Annotated in this window: 9 protein-coding genes; 3 read left to right on the top strand and 6 right to left on the bottom strand. The window is 65.4% G+C overall.

Annotated elements, in window-relative coordinates:
• Nucleotides 1–44 precede the first annotated feature (44 nt).
• A complete protein-coding gene (locus tag ABT392_RS05520; protein WP_334277224.1) occupies nucleotides 45–803 on the top strand; it encodes a substrate-binding periplasmic protein in 759 nt (252 codons plus the stop codon).
• On the opposite strand, the gene ABT392_RS05515 is transcribed toward ABT392_RS05520, so the two are convergent.
• The 5 genes from ABT392_RS05515 to glk form a co-directional block, all read right to left on the bottom strand.
• Nucleotides 791–1,561 carry a sugar nucleotide-binding protein gene (locus ABT392_RS05515; protein ID WP_395386382.1) on the bottom strand — a complete coding sequence of 257 codons (771 nt, stop codon included), beginning with the start codon at nucleotides 1,559–1,561 and terminating at the stop codon, nucleotides 791–793. The genes ABT392_RS05520 and ABT392_RS05515 overlap by 13 nt on opposite strands.
• Nucleotides 1,561–2,832, bottom strand: a complete 1,272-nt coding sequence (locus ABT392_RS05510) for an alpha-amylase family glycosyl hydrolase (protein ID WP_395386383.1) — start codon at nucleotides 2,830–2,832, stop codon at nucleotides 1,561–1,563. The genes ABT392_RS05515 and ABT392_RS05510 overlap by 1 nt, the downstream gene beginning before the upstream one ends.
• A 111-nt stretch (nucleotides 2,833–2,943) precedes the next feature.
• Nucleotides 2,944–4,458, bottom strand: a complete 1,515-nt coding sequence (locus ABT392_RS05505; protein ID WP_334277227.1) for a tryptophan halogenase family protein — start codon at nucleotides 4,456–4,458, stop codon at nucleotides 2,944–2,946.
• 80 nt (nucleotides 4,459–4,538) lie between these two features.
• Nucleotides 4,539–7,412: a TonB-dependent receptor gene (locus tag ABT392_RS05500; RefSeq protein ID WP_334277228.1), complete on the bottom strand. Its 2,874-nt coding sequence runs from the start codon at nucleotides 7,410–7,412 to the stop codon at nucleotides 4,539–4,541.
• A gap of 276 nt (nucleotides 7,413–7,688) precedes the next feature.
• Entirely contained in the window at nucleotides 7,689–8,666 is a 978-nt protein-coding gene (gene glk / locus ABT392_RS05495) for a glucokinase (protein WP_464970929.1), read from the bottom strand.
• A gap of 328 nt (nucleotides 8,667–8,994) precedes the next feature.
• Between glk and ABT392_RS05490 the strand changes: the two genes are divergently transcribed.
• Together ABT392_RS05490 and ABT392_RS05485 are read left to right on the top strand one after the other, a co-directional pair.
• Nucleotides 8,995–10,908, top strand: a complete 1,914-nt coding sequence (locus tag ABT392_RS05490) for a glucokinase (RefSeq protein ID WP_334277231.1) — start codon at nucleotides 8,995–8,997, stop codon at nucleotides 10,906–10,908.
• A gap of 23 nt (nucleotides 10,909–10,931) precedes the next feature.
• Complete coding sequence (locus ABT392_RS05485) at nucleotides 10,932–11,708, top strand: substrate-binding periplasmic protein (protein ID WP_464970928.1); 777 nt, start codon at nucleotides 10,932–10,934, stop codon at nucleotides 11,706–11,708.
• Between the two features lie 6 nt (nucleotides 11,709–11,714).
• Here the strand turns inward: ABT392_RS05485 and ABT392_RS05480 are convergent, their stop codons facing one another.
• Nucleotides 11,715–14,687, bottom strand: a complete 2,973-nt coding sequence (locus ABT392_RS05480) for a two-component regulator propeller domain-containing protein (protein WP_395386386.1) — start codon at nucleotides 14,685–14,687, stop codon at nucleotides 11,715–11,717.
• Between the last annotated feature and the right edge of the window lie 46 nt (nucleotides 14,688–14,733).

Genomic DNA, 14,733 nt, shown 5'->3' with positions numbered 1-14,733 from the left:
GGCTCACAATGGGCGCGTCCCTGCCATCCTGAGCGCGCATCACCATGCTCCGCCGCCAGCTCCTTGCCAGCCTCCTGATTCCGGGCATGCCGGCCATCGGCCTCGCCCAGGCGCGCCGCCTGCGCATGGTGCGTTCCGCGTGGCCGCCGTATGTCTACATGGAGGGCGAGCGCGGCGTCGGCCTGGACGTGGAGCTGATCGAGGCCGTCTTGCGGCGCATCGGCTATCAGCTGGAGCTGGTGCCCGAAACGCCACGGCGGCGGCGCCCGCAGATGATGGCGGCCGGCGAGCTGGACCTGGTACCGGCCGCTAGCGTTCCCGAGCATGCCCAGGAGCAGGCCTGGTTCACCAGCACCTACCGCCACGAGCTGATCGGCCTGATGAGCCTGGAAGCGCAGCGCGAGCAGTTCGCAACGCTGCAGGCGTTCAGCGACTTGATCACGCGCCGCATTCCGGTGCTGGTGCCCAAGTTCCGCACCGGCGGCGAGCTGGATGGGCTGATCGAAAGGCTGCGGCCCGCCGGCCTGGCCGAGCCCTACGACAGCGCGAAGCGTGGCCTGGCCATGCTGCAGCGGGGCCGCGCCAGCCTGATCATTGGCGACATTCCCACCTTGATCCACATCGGCAGACTTGAAGGCACGCCCGTGACTCGCACGCCGCTGCCCGAGCAGCGCTTGCCGGTCAGCCTGATGCTGAGCCGCAAGACGGTATCGGCAGACCTGCTCGCGCAGATCAACGCGTCGCTGGCTGCACTTGAAGCCGATGGCACCCTGCCGGCGATACGCAAGCGCTACGGCTTCTGATCGAGGCGCTGCGACAGGCCGGGCATGCGGCCGGGGCGTGGGTCGGCCAGGCGCTGGTCATGCCGGTAGTCCTCGTTGACCTCGATGCGCCAGTGCTGGCGATCAAAGCGGCGAGCGAGCGCAGCGACCAGCCTGTCGAAGCTCATGCCTTCTTCGGCATTGCTGTCCAGATGCACCGTCTGGCCGGCGCCGTCGTCGTCCTGCAGCAACTGGAGCAAGGCCACCGCCGTGTCTGGCATGAATGAACAGGCCGGCACCCAGGCACTGCTGGCTGCGATGCGGCCCTGCTCGCGCTGCCAGCCGTCCAGCGTCGCGAGCATGTTGTTGCCCTCGCTCACTTCATGGATCTGCCAGCCGATGCGGGCGATGCGGGCGGCGGGACAGGCGGCGCGGATCGCGTCTTCGGCTTCGATCTTGTAGCGGCCGTATTCATCCTGCGCCGTGCGCTCGTCACCAGGCCCATGCGGGCCATCAGGCTCATGATGAAAGACCATGGCCGTGCTGGTGAACAGGAACGGCAGCGATTGCCTCGCCGCATGTCCAGCCAGCATCGCACCCCAGCTCACAGCGCCGAGCGCCAAATGAGCGATGGCATCGGGCCGGCTGGCTTGCAGATGTGCGGCCACGGCCACTTCATCGTCCACCGGTATCCGGTTTCGATCCCAGCCCAGCACCTGCCAACCAGCCGCGGTTGCAGCTTGCGCCAGGTGCGGCGCCAGCGTGCCGCCAAGGCCGGTGATCAGCAGGCGGCCTGGCATCAGCGCTTGGCTGCGATGGCCCAGCGCCAGGGCGCCAGCTTCTCAATCGCGCCATCCAGACGGTAGGTTTGCTCGGCCGCCGAAAGATTGACAGCCACGGTCACCACATTGCCGCCCTGCTGGCGACGGAAGGCGAAGACCTTGTCGTTGCCGGTGTCGAGCGGCTCGGCCTTGGCACCGTACTGGCCGTTGGCCAGAGCCGGGTTGTTCTTCTTCAAGGCCAGCAGCTCGGTGTAGAAGCCCTGCAGCTCATAGTTCTGCCACGCCACCTGGTCCTTCTCGAAGAAGGCCAGGCGCTTGCCCAGGCGCGCTTCCTGGCCGCCGTAGATCAAGGGCATGCCGGGCAAGGTGAAGCTCAAGACGGCCAGCGCCTGATAGGCATCGCCGTACAGCTCCGCGTCGGTGCCATGCCAGGAGTTGAAGTCGTGGTTGCTGGTGAAGCGCATACGATAGGCATGGCCTGGATAGACCTTGGCCGCCGTGCCTTCGTTCTGCGCCTTCAGCCAGGCCTGCATTTCACGCGCACCTGCCTTGCCCTTGCCGATGTCCTTGAAGACATCGGCAAGGTCCCAGCTGTAGCTCATGTCGAAGGCACGGCGGTGCAGCTCGGGCTTGTCGGACTCGGCGAGCATGAAGACGGGCTTGATCTTGTCGAGCTCGCTTCGGGCGCGTTCCCAGAAGTCGGTCGGGACGAGGCTGGCCACGTCGCATCGGAAACCGTCCAGCCCCACGTCCTTCAGCCAGAACGCCATCGCCGCGATCATGGCCTTGCGCAGACCTTCGCTGCGGTAATCCAGCGCCACCACGTCGGTCCAGTACTCAGGCTCGGCGCCCTCAAGAAAGGTGACCGGGAAGATCTCGCCCTTGTCGTTGAGCTTGTACCAATCCTTGTGCTGGGTGGTCCAGGGATGATCCCAAGCCGTGTGGTTGGGCACCCAGTCGAGGATGAGCTTGAAGCCCAGCGCATGCGCCTCTTTCACCATCGCCTTGGCGTCATCCAGCGTGCCGAACTCGGGGTTCACCGCCGTGTAGTCGCTGATCGAGTAGTAGCTGCCAAGTCCTCCCTTGCGCTCCTTCTTGCCAATCGGCTGCAGAGGCATGAACCAGAGGATGTCCACGCCCATCTTGCGAATGCGTGGCAGGTCAGCCGCAAAGGCACGCAGCGTGCCCTCCTTCGTGTGCTGGCGGATATTGACCTGGTAGATGCTGGCCTGGCGAGACCACTCGACATGGGGCATGTCGGGCGCGGCAGCAGCAGATGCTTGGCTCATGGCGTTGGGCGAGATGAGAGCAAGGAAGGACGCCGCGACCAGGCCGCGGGAAAGAAGGGAACGCAGGAGCATCGAATCAACCTCTCAGCCTGCCAGCGCCTCGGGCACCGGCTACATCTTGATCGGCATCGCCTTGCAATGCTGGGCGATATAGGCCGCGTGATCGGGCATCACGTCCACGCATTTGCCGATCACTTCGCGCACGCCTTCGAGGAACTCAGCGATGCCGGCCTCGTTCTGCACATCGACCAGCGGGTGGTAGCCATCGGTCGCCAGGTTCTGGCCTTCCATCACCTGCAGCCAGCCCACCTCGGTGAACAGTTCGTTGTTGAAGCGGAACAGGCGGCCGCGCGTGCGGTAGAGGTCCATCTTCTCCTTCAGCGTCTGCGGGATCGCCATGTTGGCGCAGCCACGCCAGAACTCCGAATCGCTGCGCTGGTTCAGGTGGTAGTGCAGGATGATGAAGTCGCGGATGCGCTCGTAATGGAAGCGGCTTTGGGCATTGAACTCTTCGGTGTCGCGGGCGCTGAAGCCCTCGTCCGGGAAGAAGTCGATCAGTTGCTGGATCGCAGCCTGGATCATGTGGATGCTGGTGGACTCCAGCGGCTCCATGAAGCCGCTTGAGAGGCCGATGGCAACCACGTTCTTGTTCCAGCTCTTGCTGCGCATGCCGGTCTTGAACTTGATCATGCGCGGCTCGGCAAGGGGCTTGCCGTCGAGATTGGCCAGGAGCGTGGCTGCTGCCTCGTCGTCGCTGATCGCATTGCTGCAATAGACATGGCCGTTGCCGATGCGGTGCTGCAGCGGAATGCGCCATTGCCAGCCGGCCTTGTGCGCCGTGGAGCGGGTGTAGGGCGTCAGCACCGGGGCCGATTCGCATGGCACGGCCAGCGCGCGGTCGCACGGCAGCCAGTGGGTCCAGTCTTCATAGCCTGTCTTGAGCGTCTGCTCGATCAGGAGGCCACGGAAGCCCGAGCAATCGACGAAAAGGTCACCCTCCACACGCTCGCCACTCTCCAGCACCACAGCATCGATGTGGCCATCGGCAGCGCGCTGCGTGGCATGCGAGATCTTGCCTTCGGTGCGCAGGACACCCCGCGCTTCAGACAGCTTGCGCAGGTAGCGCGCATAGAGGCTGGCGTCGAAGTGATAGGCGTAGGCGATCTCGCCCAGCGGCGAATTCGGCAGGTCGGTCTGCGCCGGCAGAAACTTGTTGGCCTTGGAGGCCATGCGCGTGATCGAGTACTCCTCCAGCGGTCGCGCCTTGCCGGCGGCGCGCATCTTGCGCCAGTACTGCTCGAAGGGCACGGTCCAGAGGTCTTGCCCGACACGGCCGAAGCCGTGCATGTAGCGGTCGCCCACTTGCCCCCAGTTGACGAACTCGATGCCCAGCTTGAAGGTGCCCTGCGTCTCACGCAGAAATTCGTTTTCATCAAGGCCGATGGTCTTGTTGAAGCGCTGGATCATCGGGATCGTCGCCTCACCGACGCCAACGATGCCGATCTCGTCCGACTCGACCAGCCGGATCTTGTAGCGGCCGCGCAAGACGGTTGCCATGGCCACGGCCGTCATCCAGCCGGCGGTACCGCCGCCCACGATGACGACGGTCTTGATGGGGGTTTGCATGATCTCTTCCTGCTATTGCCTCGAACAAAAAGAAACCCCCGCGGGCCTGAGCCGGGCGGGGGTCAAGTCGAGGACTCTTTTTACAGCTTGTAGTTGATACCGAACAGATAGGTCTTGCCGTACTTGATCTTCTCGGTCACGGCATTGCGGTCGGTCGTGTAGCGCTGGAACTCGGAGTTCGTCATGTTGTTGCCCTGAGCCATGATGGACAGGCCCTTCAGCCAGCCCGACTGGAACTCGTAGGACAACTGCAGGTCGACGATGGACTCGGCCTTGATGAAGGCGAGCTGACGGTCATCCTGGAAGTTGCTGACTTCGCCCAGGAAGTCCGAGCGATGGCGCTGAGCCACGGCGATCTGGAAGCCGGCCTTCTCGTAGTAGAAGCGCAGGTTGGTGACGTTCTTCGACAAGCCAGGCAGCGGGATGCTGTCCGGGACGCGGTCGCCGTCTTCCAGGCTGAAGCCCGACTTCGGAAGTGCGATCGAACTCGAGGTGTGCGAGTGGTTCAGCATCACGCCGAAGCCATCAAGCCACGAAGAGACGAAGTTCAGCGGCACGTTGACAGCCAGCTCGACTCCGTTGATGTTGCCGCCGGAGCCATTGATCGGGCGAGTCAGCAAGCCCTGCGTGGAACCGGCGTACGGGCCGGTGGTCGGCAGCGGCGTCTTCGAGCTGGTGTAGGGCTTGAAGTCGAACGCGGTCGGGAAACGCAGGATGTAGCTGTCCAGCTTCTTGTAGAAACCGGCGGCGCTGAAGTAGCCCTTGCTGCCGAAATACTTCTCGTACGAGAGGTCCACGGCCTTGGCGCGGAACGGGTTCAGCTGCGGGTTGCCGCCGTCGCCGGTCAGGATCTGCACGCCGCTGTTGTTGACCGAGTAACCCAGGCTGGCCCGCATGTCACCCATATTGGCGCGCGACAGCACCTTGGCGGCAGCGAAGCGCATCACCTGGTCACCGCCCAGGTCGAAGTTCATGTTCAGGCTGGGCAGGAAGTCGGTATAGCTCTTGCCCTGGGCCACGGTGGCGCCCGGGCAGGTAGCAACCGTGTTGCCCGTGCAGTTGGCGCGATCCACATTGAAGCCAGTCGACTCCTGGTTCGTCTTGACCATCTGCAGGCCGACATTGCCGCGGTAGTTCAGGCCGAACAGCTGGCTGTCCAAATCGCCCTTGAAGTAAGCGGTCGTGACCTTTTCGTTGACGCTCCAGTCCTTGTTCAGGATGTCGGTGTCGACCTTCTTCGCCAGGTCATAAATCGTGCCCAGCGAGCCGCGCGGATCCCAGGAGGCGACCTGCAGACCGGTGGTACCGGCGATGGCAACATCCGAACCCGGCACTGCGACGGCGCCATAGGGGTCGGTGCCCTTGATGAAGAGGCGACCTTCCTGGGTCGTGCGGATCTTCTCGCGCTTGGTATGGTTGATACCGAATTCGCCGCTGACGATAGGACCCCAGTTCAGTTCCGTCTTGCCCGACAGGCGCATCGCGTCGATCTTGTCCTGCACATGCGGCAGCGCCACATAACCGGCCTGCGGCGAGGTTTCACCGCCCGACCAGCCGTCCACGTCGGTCAGCTTGGCAACCGCGCGATCGGCATAGCTCAGGCTGGTGGAGTACTTCACGTCGGTGAAGTTGGAGCCGTTGAAGCCCGTCCAACTGATCGAACCCAGGCCGGCTGCATTCTTGTTGCCATTGCCCGGCTGACCGGCTGTGGTTTCGTAACGCGAGGAATCGCGCACGACGCGGGACTGCGAGAGGTCAGCCGCCAGCGTCCAGTCCTGCAGCTTGAGCTTGTTGTTCCAGCCCCAGGACTTCATATTGTCGGCGCCACCTTCGATGTGGTTGCGAACGACGCCCTTGTAGTTGGACAGCGTGCCCGAAGCCACGACGCCATTGGCGATCGTGTAGTTCGTGATCTGGCCGCGCGGATCGTAGTTGCTGTTGTCGTCGTCGCCGATGGCGCCTTCCAGACCAGTCTTCTTCAGGCCGAACTGGCCCTTGGAATAGAAGTAGTCGAACGTCGACTCGAAGTCCTTGTTGGGCTTCCACTGCAGGGTCGCCATGCGGCCTTCGCGAGTGGCCGTGCTCGATTCGGTATCGGCGGTGAAGCCGCCCATCACGTTGACCTTGCCCACGCCGCTGGCGCAACCCGCGGGAGGCGTCGGGCCATCGCAGGCCAGCAGGGGCGAATTGGCACCACCACTCGGGGCGAACGGCAGCGTCCAGCCACCCCAGGAATTGAACTTCTGCTGGTCGGCGCCCTTTTCGTCGAACTTCACCAGGCCCACAGCCACACCGATGGTGCGGTCGGCAAACTGGTCGATGTAGCTGACCGACTTGCGCGTACCCGTGCCTTCGCCAGCGCCCGAAGCCACGCCGGTGCGCTGCTTGCGGTAGTTGACGGCGGCCTGGCGGCCGCTGAAGTTCAGGGGACGGGCGGTTTGCAGGTCGATGGTCGAAGCCAGGCCCTGCCCGACCAGCGAGCCATCCGGGCTCTTGTAGATCAACACCGAGGCCAGCAGCTCGGACGGATACAGGTCGAACTCGACGCCACGGCTGTCACCGCTGGAGGCTTGTTCACGGCCATTCAGCAGCGCGCCATTGAAGTCGGGCGACATGCCGCGCACGCTGACGTTGGAGGCCTTGCCGGTCGAGCGGTTGCGCTGCGAAGCGACACCCGGCAGACGCGAGACCGATTCAGCAACGCTGGCATCGGGGAGCTTGCCGATGTCTTCAGCGGAGATCGCTTCGATGATGGAGTCCGAGCCCTTCTTGGCCGAGATCGCGTCCTCGATGCCCTTGCGGATACCGGTGACGGTCACCGTCTCCAGGGTTTGCGGAGCCGGCGTTGCAGGCGCGGTTTGCGCGTAAACGCCACTGGCCACCATGAGCACCGCACAGCCGGCAACCACCGGGCTGAGACGGAACTGCTCACGCTTCTGACGGGATGTCTTCATTACTTGTCTCCTGAAGCTTTTTTTGAACAACACAAGCCCCGCAACGATCTGGAGGAGTTCTTGTCGGGGAACTGAGAACCTGATGCCTGAAAGAATTCTGTACTAAAACTAGATTCACTGCCAATACAAAGAAAACCCTAGCGCCGTCGAATCAATCGGTGTTTAGCGAAAAAAAGACATCGAATTCAAGGGTTTACCCTTTGATTTCATTCGACTCAAGCGCGCAACTCGGGTAAACACCGAACTCGATATGTAGCTCAACTACATTTTTTGTTTTCAGGCCTGCTCCAAGGCCAAGGCAGCGCCACTCAGCGCGGCCAGGGTGTCGGTGATCAGCACGGTCGGCACCGCCTCCAGATAGGAGCGGAAACGACCCTTGGCCTCGAAGCGCTCACGGAAGCGCGACTGGAAGAAGCGCTCGCCCAGTCGCGGCACGATGCCGCCGCCGATGTAGACGCCGCCACGAGCACCCAGGGTCAAGGCCACGCTGCCGGCAAAGCCACCCAGCAGCGCGCAGAACACATCGAGCGTTTGCGAGCAGATCGCGTCATTGCCAGCCACGCCGCTCTCGACGATCTGCTCCGCCGCCAGCGGTACCTGCAGGGGGCGCCCCGCCATCCTGGACAGCGCCGCATGCAGGACGGGAAGCCCGATGCCGGACAAGAGGCGCTCCGCCGACACATGGGCGTAGTCGCGCCGCACCACGGACAGCACTTCGCTCTCGAAATCATCGGCCGGCGCCAGCGTGGAGTGCCCACCCTCACCCGGCAATGCAACCCAGCCATGAGCCGTCTGGATCACCCCGGCCACGCCCATGCCAGTGCCCGGGCCGATCACGGCCAGCGTGCCCCTGGGCGTGGGCAGGCCACCCGGCGCGCGCAGCTGATCGGCACGCAGGCGCGGCAGCGACAGCGCCAAGGCCTCGAAATCATTGAGCACCAGCAGGCGCTCCAGGCCCAGTCGATCGCGCACCGCCTCGATGGAGAAGCCCCAGGGGCTGTTGGTGAACTCGACCTGGTCGCCAGCCACAGCCGTGGCCACGGCAACGGCTGCATGCCTGGGATGCAGTGGCCGCGCGTCAGCACCACCCGGCAAACCCTCAAGGTAGGCCTCGACCGCCTCAGCCAGACCCGCATGAGCCGCCACCGGCAGGCTGCGGACATGAAGAATCGGGCCACCCGCCTGCTCCACCAGGCCAAAGCGGGCATTGCTGCCGCCGACGTCGGCCACCAGGCACAAATCGTCCCGCCTCACAGGCAAACCTCGACAGGAGGACGCGCTGAGCGCTCGGCATAAGAACACATAGAAAGAGGGGCGCGAATGGCTTGGAAGCTCGTAAGGTAGCAAAACTACATAGCCGACACAAGCGGACTACGCCTTATTCTTGGGCGACGCCCGGTGCACGACGGGAGATTCATGTAGCCGAGCTACATATCTCGCGCTATCGTTGCGGCTACAAGCTCGCAGCGGGCCGCATGTGTCCGCAGATCTGGATCGATCCGAACCCAGCCCATGCCCTCTGGCGGTGCACGTTTGCGGCTCATAATCGCGCGCCGCCAGCTCCACAGGTCCGCCCCGCCCCATGTCCTCTTTCGACAGCCCCAGACTGATTGCCGACATCGGTGGCACCTATGCCCGCTTCGCGCTGGAAACCGCCCAGGGCGAGTTCAGCCAGATCGCGTCCTTGCGCTGTGCCGAGCATGCGGACTTCCATGCCGCGGTCAGCGCCTACCTTGGTACGCTGCCCGCTGGCACCGAGGTGAGCCACGCAGCCATCGCCATTGCCAACCCGGTCGAAGGCGACTCGGTGCGCATGACCAACTACCACTGGCAGTTCTCGATTGAAGAGATGCGCCAGCGCCTGGGCTTTGACACCCTGGTGGTGGTGAACGACTTCACCGCGCTGGCCATGGCCGTGCCGCGCCTGCGTGGCAACGACCTGCGCCAGATCGGTGGCGGCGAAGCGCGCCGCCAGAGCGTGGTGGGCGTGCTGGGCTCGGGCTCGGGCCTGGGCACTTCAGGCCTGATCCCTTCCGGCGACGGCTGGATCTCGCTGGGTGCCGAAGGTGGCCACACCAGCTTCTCGCCGCGCGACGAGCGCGAGATCGACATCCTGCGTTTCGCCTGGGACCAGTTCGAGCACGTGTCCTTCGAGCGCCTGGTTTCCGGCCCCGGCCTGGAACTGATCTACCGCGCGCTGGCCCAACGCGCCGGCCTCGCCGCCGCGCCGCTTGCCGCACCCGACATCACGCAGCGTGCGCTGGATGAAAGCGATGCCGTCTGCGTCGAATCGCTCGACATCTTCTGCGCCCTGCTCGGCACGGCCGCAGCCAACCTGGCGGTCACGCTGGGCGCCTTGGGCGGCATCTATATCGGCGGCGGCATCGTGCCGCGCCTGGGTGCCTACTTCGACAAGTCTCGCTTCCGCGAGCGCTTTGAAGACAAGGGGCGCTTTCGCGACTATGTGTCCGGCATCCCGACCTTCGTGATCACGGCCGAGCAGGCCACCTTCATGGGCGCCTCGGCAATCCTGGAAGCGCAATTGCGCACACTGGAGAACACGCCCGGCTCGGCCATCCTGGGCCAGATCCGGCGCGCCCGCAGCGAGCTTTCGCCGGCCGAATTGCGCGTGGCCGAGCATGTGCTGGCCCATCCGCGCGACGTCCTGAACGATCCTATCGTCGAGATTGCACGCGCTGCCTCGGTCAGCCAGCCAACCGTCATCCGTTTCTGCCGCTCGCTCGGCTGCGAGGGCCTGTCGGACTTCAAGCTGCGCCTGGCCTCGGGCCTTACCGGCACGGTGCCGGTCACGCATACGCAGGTGATGCATGACGACTCGGTGGTGGAGCTGGGTGCCAAGGTGCTGGGCAATACGGCCTCGGCCATCCTGCAGATCCGCAGCGAGCTGAACCGCGAAATGATCGACCGCGCGATCGAACTGCTGCTCAACGCCAACCGCATCGAGTTCTTTGCCGTCGGCCACTACGGCGTGGTGGCGCAGGACGCACAGTTCAAGTTCCTGCGCTTCGGCGTTTCCAGCAGCGCCTACACCGACCCGCGCCTGCAGGCGCTGGCTGCGGGTGTGCTAGGCCCGAAGGATGTGGCCGTCATCATCAGCAGCAGCGGCAAGCTGCCAGAGCTGCTCGAAGTGGCTGACAAGGCCCGCGAGCGCGGAGCAGCCGTGGTCGCCATCACGGCCAGCCAGTCGCCGCTGGCGCGCAAGGCCGATGCCACGCTCATCGTCGACCATGTGGAAGACGTCTCCACCCACCTGCCGATGATCAGCCGCATCCTGCACCTGCTGGTGATCGACATCCTCGCCGTCGGCGTGGCCATGCGGCGCAACCCCGAGGGCGTGCCCGCGCTCGGAGGCAATGCCGATGCCGCGCTGGACGAGGCCGAGCCGAGTCCGGCCGCCGTGCCGGTCGCGCGACGCGCGGCACCCGGCGTCAGCATGGCCTCGCCGCTGTCCAAGCTCACTTCACACAGCCGCTGAGGCGCCAAGGCTAGGATCGCGGCATGCCGCTGCGCCTTGTTTACCTCCTCACTGCAATGCTTCTTGCAGGGCCCGGTGCGGCCCAGGCCGCCATCAGCATCTGCTTCAACCAGGAGCTCAACGATGCCGCCGCGCATCCGGTGGCTGTTGAACTTGTGAAAGCCGTGGCCAAACGCGCACCCGAGCTGGAGCTGCGCCTTGTGCCCTTGCCCTGGGCTCGCTGCCTGCGCGAAGCAGCGCTCGGCGAGCATGACGGCGTGCTCGCGGCCAGCCACACGCCCGAGCGGGCCGCCGGGCTCGTCTTCCCCCTGCGCGCAGACGGCCAGGTCGATGAGACGCGCCGCATGTTCGCCCTCGGCTACTGGCTGCTGCGCATGCCGGGCAGCGAGCTGAGCTGGGACGGCCAGCGCTTCCTGGGCCTTGGCAAGGCAGCCCCGCCCCTGGGCGCACAGCGCGGCTATTCGATCGCCGAGTTCGCGAGGCAGCATGGTGCCGTGGTCGACGAGGGTTCACCCACTGCCGAAGCGATGATGAGGAAGCTGGCGCTTGGCCGCCTCTCCGGCGTGCTGGTTTCGCAGGCCCATGCGCATGACCTCAGCCGCGACCCGCAATGGGCAGGCAAGCTGGAGAACGCCGGCCCTGCCCTGCTGCGCAAGTCCTACTTCCTTGTGTATTCGAAGCGCTATTCCAAGAGCCATCCTGCGCAGGCCGAGCAGCTCTGGGCCCTGCTGGCGCAGGAGCGCGAAAGCGCCGCTTTCAAGCGCCTCTACAGGAGCCAGCTGGGAGACGCTCTGCCCTGATGCGTGTCAGCGCACGCGGTTGCGGCCATCCTGCTTGGCGCGGTAGAGCGCCGCATCGGCCGCCGCCAGCAGCGACTCGACGGTCACTCCGTCCGAGGGCAGGCAACTGGCCACGCCCAGGCTCAGGGTCACCACCGGACCGACCGGCGAGGCCGGATGCGGGATGGCCAGCGACTCGCAGGCAGCGCGCATGGACTCGGCCACGGCCGCAGCCGCCGCATGGTCGGCGCCCGGAATCAGGATGACGAATTCCTCGCCACCATAGCGCGCGGCCAGGTCGCCGGCTCGGCCCAGGGCATCCGCAAATACACCGGCCACCGCCTTCAGGCAACGGTCGCCCTCCGGATGACCCAGCACATCGTTGTAGGCCTTGAAGCTGTCGATGTCGGCGATCAGCAGTGCCAGCGGCGCATGCGTGCGGCGGCTGCGGCGCCATTCCTCATGCAGCGCTTCGTCGAAACGGCGGCGGTTGGCCAGGCCGGTCAAGGCATCGACATAGGACAGCCGCGAGAGATGCTCATTGGCCTGGCGCAATTCTTCGGTGCGCAATGCCACGAGCTGCTCCATCGCTTCCTGACGTGCCCGCAGGCTGCGAGTACGCAAGCGGAACAAGGCCCAGATGCTCATGCCACAAGCCAGCAGCACAGCGACGATGAACCACAGCGTCTGGTGCATGCGGGGCTGCACCCTGACATCCAGCGGCGGCTCGGCCTCGCTCCAGTGAACGCCATCGATCGTCGCGGCCACACGGAACCGGTAGTCGCCATGAGGCAGTGCCGGAAAGGCCGCTTCGCGCAGGCTGCCTACCTCCACCCAGTTCTGGCTGAGGCCTTCCATCAGGTAGCGAAAGCGCGCCCGGTCGGCGTAGAGCAAGGTCGTGGCCGTGAAGCGTATCGCCAGCGGCACCGCGCCCGGCGGTACCAGCACCTCGGCATCCGTGGCCTGCTTGGCGCCGTTCACCAGCACACTCTCCACGCGCACGCCCGGTGGCTTGCCAGCCGCGGGCAGGCGCTGCGGGTCGACGATGACCAGACCGTTCGCTGAAGGCAACCAGAGACGCCCATCGGCAGAAACCGCTCCTGCTCCCTGCAGACCACCCGCAAAGGTGGTACCGCGCAGTGCGTCGCCCGGGCCATAACCCACCGACACCACCTTGGACTGCAAGCCGTCGGCCACCGCATCCATTTCGGCCCGGGCGACGCGGTAGAAGCCGCGGTTGCAGCTCATCCACAGATTGCCCTGTCGATCTTCCAGAATTGTCTGCGCCAACCCATCCCACAAGCCATCGCTGGTGCGAATGCTGGCCAGCCTGCCCTCGCGCAGCCGGTTCATGCCTTCGCCGTTGGTGGCTATCCAGAGGCTGCCCGAGGCGTCTTCATGCAGGGCCATGACCCAGTTCGACAACAGGCCGTCGGCCTTCGTCAGCAGGGTGAACCGGCCATCGCGCAGGCGCAGCAAGCCCTGGCCTGATGTGCCGAACCACAGCGTGCCGCTGCGGTCCTCCAGCATCGTCAGCACGCCTTCTTGCGGCACGCCCTTGTCTGTGACAGGCTCGAAGCGCTCGCCGTTGAAGCGCGCCATGCCGGCGCGCGTGCCCACCCACAGCCGGCCCTGACGGTCCTGCAGGAGCGAGCGGATCTCGGCATTGGGCAGGCCCTGCCCGAGGCCGAAATTCTCGAAGCGACCGTCCTTGAGACGAACGACGCCGGCGGTGTAGGTGCCAATCCACAGCGACCCGTCCTTGTCCTCGGCCAAGGCGGAAATCTCGTCGGTGGGCAGGCCGTCCTTCTTGGCAAGCGCGGTGATCTGATCGCCTTCTATGCGATTGAGCCCGCCGCCCGCGGTCGAGACCCAGCTGACGCCATCGCGACCGTGCAGCACCGCGCGGACGTTGTCGTGTGACAAGCCTTCGGAGGCGCCGAACACGACGAAAGCCCGGTTGCGCAAGCGGTTCAGGCCGCCCACCCAGGTGCCCACCCAGACGCTGCCTTCGCGGTCCAGCGCCAACGACCAGACCTGACTGCCCGCCAGGCCCTCGGCAGCACCCACCGAGCTGAAACGGCCATCGGCACTCATGCGCGTGATGCCGGCACCCCAGGTGCCGATCCACAGCGAGCCCTGGGCGTCTCGCGCCAGCGCCGTGAGATGGTCCGTGGGCAGGCCATCGGCCATGGTGTAGGTCCGGCTGACCTTGCCGTGCTTCAGGTGGACAAGACCTGCCCCCGCCGTGGCGACCCATATGCCGCCTTGCGGGTCGGGGACCACCGCGCGCACCTGCAGGTGCGGGAACAGGCCGTTCTCCGGCGTCATCACCTGGAACTTGCCCGCGGCGAACGAAACCAGGCCGCCGCCGCTGGTGGCGATCCACAGCACGCCTGCCTGGTCGAAGGCCAGCGCCCGCAGCTTGTTGGTGGGCAGGCCGTCCGCCTGTTGATAGCGCTTGGACTGACCTTCATGCCAACGCAGGAGGCCGTTCTCGCTTGCCATCCAGATGGCACCGTCCCGGCCCTCGGCAAAGCCCCAGACCCGTCGCCCCTCGGTCAGCGCGGCTGGCACCGCGCTTTCGAACTTGCCGCTGCGATAGAGGGAAACGCCCTGGCTGTGGCCGATCCAGAGCTGCTGGTGGCTGTCTTCCAGCAGGCCAAACACCGGCTCCGAGGCCAGATGCGGTGCCTGCTCGCTCGTGAATCCGGTGAAGCGCGCGCCGTCAAAGCGCGCCAGGCCACCGGCCGTGCCGACCCAAAGATAGCCATCCCGGGTCTGCAGGAGCGCCTGCACCGTGTTCAAGGGCAGGCCCTGCTCGGTCTGCCAGAGGTCCAGCTTGTACTGGGTCAGCGATTGCGTGGGGTCGGCCAGGCGCCGGGCCAGGCTCGTGGCAGGCGCAGGCTCAGCCGGGGCGGCCAGCGCGAATCCCAGGGAGAACAGGCTGAGCAGGCCAGCCAGGAGCGCGCGAATCTGCTTCGCTGCGAATGAAAACAAGAGTTGCCTCGACAGTTGAATCGCTGCAAGGGTACACGAGGCCGGT

The organism is Paucibacter sp. JuS9 (genome assembly GCF_044043925.2).
Taxonomy (GTDB): domain Bacteria; phylum Pseudomonadota; class Gammaproteobacteria; order Burkholderiales; family Burkholderiaceae_C; genus JAUASW01.
The sequence above is the reverse complement of the archived record's forward strand: the minus strand, read 5'-3'. Positions and strand labels throughout refer to the sequence as shown.

What these genes read in the sequence shown, in the direction of transcription:
- ABT392_RS05520 (WP_334277224.1), top strand. Translation starts at nt 45, where the DNA reads ATGCTCCGCCGCCAGCTCCTTGCCAGCCTCCTGATTCCGGGCATGCCG.
- ABT392_RS05505 (WP_334277227.1), bottom strand. Translation starts at nt 4,458, where the DNA reads ATGCAAACCCCCATCAAGACCGTCGTCATCGTGGGCGGCGGTACCGCC.
- ABT392_RS05515 (WP_395386382.1), bottom strand. Translation starts at nt 1,561, where the DNA reads ATGCCAGGCCGCCTGCTGATCACCGGCCTTGGCGGCACGCTGGCGCCG.
- ABT392_RS05510 (WP_395386383.1), bottom strand. Translation starts at nt 2,832, where the DNA reads ATGAGCCAAGCATCTGCTGCTGCCGCGCCCGACATGCCCCATGTCGAG.
- ABT392_RS05490 (WP_334277231.1), top strand. Translation starts at nt 8,995, where the DNA reads ATGTCCTCTTTCGACAGCCCCAGACTGATTGCCGACATCGGTGGCACC.
- ABT392_RS05500 (WP_334277228.1), bottom strand. Translation starts at nt 7,412, where the DNA reads ATGAAGACATCCCGTCAGAAGCGTGAGCAGTTCCGTCTCAGCCCGGTG.
- ABT392_RS05485 (WP_464970928.1), top strand. Translation starts at nt 10,932, where the DNA reads ATGCCGCTGCGCCTTGTTTACCTCCTCACTGCAATGCTTCTTGCAGGG.